We start from the raw sequence: 2,519 nt of genomic DNA, 5'->3' as shown, positions 1-2,519 counted from the left end.
TGGTCTGCCCCCACCGAGTGGACCGATTGGTTTGTTAGTGCATTAAGCGCATCGCCGCCATATCCGGACGGAGGTGGAGCGAAGCGGAACCGGAGGCCGGATATGGCGGTGTCGCCGTTTCCGGTGCCGGTGGCCGGTAGCCCAGGCTGCTATGCGGGCGGACGGTGTTGTAATGCCGCCGCCATGCCTCGATCAGCACCTTGGCCTCGGCGAGGCTGTAGAAGATCTCGCCATTGAGCAGTTCGTCGCGAAGCGACCCGTTGAAGCTTTCGTTATATCCATTTTCCCATGGTGATCCCGGCGCGATGTAGAGGGTCTTTACGCCGATCTGCCCCAGCCATTTCTGGACGGCGGTCGCGATAAACTCGCTACCATTATCGGATCGTATATGCGCTGGCGGCCCACGCGAGATGAACAGGTCGGCCAGGGCCGCCAGAACATCCTCATGCTTGAGCTGCCGTGCAACGATGAGCGCCAGGCATTCCCTGCTGGCCTCGTCGATGATCGTGAGGATGCGGAACTTGCGACCGTCATGCGTCCGCCCCTCGACGAAATCGTAGGCCCAGACATGCCCCGGATATTCGGGGCGTAGCCGGATGCACGATCCGTCATTGAGCCATAGACGCCCGCGCTTTGGCTGGCGCTGCGGGACTTTCAGTCCTTCACGCCGCCATATCCGCTCGACACGTTTATGGTTCACCGTCCATCCCGCATGGCACAGCAACGCCGTGACCCGGCGGTAGCCGTAACGACCATATTGCTTCGCCAATGCAATGATATCCTCGGTCAGTGCCTGTTCGTCATCCGCCCCGCGCGGCATCTTGCGCTGCGTCGATCGATGCTGACCCAGCACCCGGCATATCCGTCGCTCGGATACCCGGACTGGCAGATCCCGTCGTACCTGATCGATGCAGCGCCGCCGCCGCGCGGGGCTCAGAAGTTTCCCCGTGCAGCCTCCTGCAAGATCAGCTTGTCCAGGGTCAGGTCCGAGATCGCCCGGCGCAGCCGCTGGTTCTCCTTCTCCAGATCCTTCATCCGCCGCGCCTGGTCGGTCTTCAGGCCGCCATACTCCTTGCGCCACCGATAATAGGTCTGCTCGCTGACCGCGATCCGGCGGCAGGCTTCAGCCGTGCTCGCTCCCTGCGCCAGCACAATCTCAACTTCACGCAGCTTGCCGATGATCTCTTCCGGCTTGTGCTTCTTGCTCGGCATTCAATGTCCCTTTCATGGTCCAGACTATCATAGTCTCTGGGCCACTCAGCGGGGGGCAGATCAAAGCATCGCTGCGCCACGCAGGGGCGCTCCGCGCCGGCCAGCGCTGAAGTTGCCGATATTGTCGGCGAGCCGCCCGACGTTGCTCATGTATGCCTCCCATTGGCTATGCCGATGAGCCCGCGTAGGTGGTGACGCCATAGCCATATAGACGACTGGTCTATTATTCGTTATATATGCTGATCATGAATTTGACACCCAAAGCATGATCTGCCCCCCGCTGAGTGGCCCAGAGACTATGATAGTTTGGACCACGAAAGGGACGATGAATGCCGAGCAAGAAGCACAAGCCGGAAGAAATTATCGGCAAGCTGCGTGAAGTTGAGATTGTTCTGGCGCAGGGAGCCTCGACAGCAGAGGCGTGCCGCCGGATCGCAGTCAGCGAGCAGACATACTATCGCTGGCGCAAGGAATATGGTGGCCTGAAGACCGACCAGGCGAGGCGGATGAAGGATCTGGAGAAAGAGAACCAGCGGCTACGCCGGGCGATTTCGGATCTGACGTTGGACAAGCTGATCTTGCAGGAAGCTGCCAAGGGAAACTTCTGAGCCCCGCGCGGCGGCGGCGCTGCATCGATCAGTTGCGACGAGATTTGCCGATCCGGGTGTCCGAGCGACGGATATGCCGGGTGCTGGGGCAGCATCGATCGACACAGCGCAAGGTGCCGCGTGGGGCAGATGACGAACAGGCGCTCACGGAGGACATCGTCGCGCTGGCGAAGCAATATGGCCGCTATGGCTACCGCCGAGTGACGGCGTTGCTATGCCATGCGGGGTGGACGGTGAACCACAAACGGGTCGAGCGGATATGGCGACGCGAAGGACTGAAGGTCCCGCTGCGTCAGCCCAAACGGGGACGCCTGTGGCTCAACGACGGATCATGTATCCGCTTGCGGCCTGAGTATCCCGGGCATGTGTGGGCCTACGACTTCGTCGAAGGGCGCACGCACGATGGCCGCAAGTTCCGGATTCTGACGATCATCGACGAGGCCAGCAGGGAATGCCTGGCACTCATCGTTGCCCGGCAGCTCAAACACGAGGATGTGCTGGCGGCGCTGGCTGACCTGTTCATCTCGCGTGGGCCACCAGCGCATATACGATCCGATAACGTCCTGGGTCACGAAGGAAAGCGAGATTTGGTCAACAGATCTCTATGCGCCGGCATTGAGCGGCGAGGCATGCATTCTGAGCCAGATGGCTTCCACCGTCAACGGGATCGCTCCCTGCCATAGCAAACACAGGATCCAG

General features: G+C 60.9%; 1 protein-coding gene and 1 pseudogene. One reads left to right on the top strand and one right to left on the bottom strand.

What is annotated here, in order from left to right; all coding sequences use genetic code 11:
• Positions 1–34: 34 nt before the first annotated feature.
• Positions 35–1,212, bottom strand: a protein-coding gene (locus tag F4U95_RS24480) for an IS3-like element ISSpma1 family transposase (protein ID WP_120252842.1) whose coding sequence is annotated in 2 segments (ribosomal slippage) — positions 35–948 and positions 948–1,212 — 1,179 coding nt in all. Because the reading frame shifts where the segments join, the coding sequence is not laid out codon by codon here.
• 329 nt (positions 1,213–1,541) lie between these two features.
• Here F4U95_RS24480 and F4U95_RS24475 point away from each other — a divergent pair.
• Positions 1,542–2,380, top strand: a pseudogene (locus F4U95_RS24475) (IS3 family transposase); the annotation flags it as partial.
• Positions 2,381–2,519: the final 139 nt, after the last annotated feature.

It is taken from the genome of Sphingobium limneticum (assembly GCF_008710165.1).
Lineage (GTDB): Bacteria > Pseudomonadota > Alphaproteobacteria > Sphingomonadales > Sphingomonadaceae > Sphingobium > Sphingobium limneticum.
This window is presented reverse-complemented; position numbering and strand designations above follow the sequence as displayed.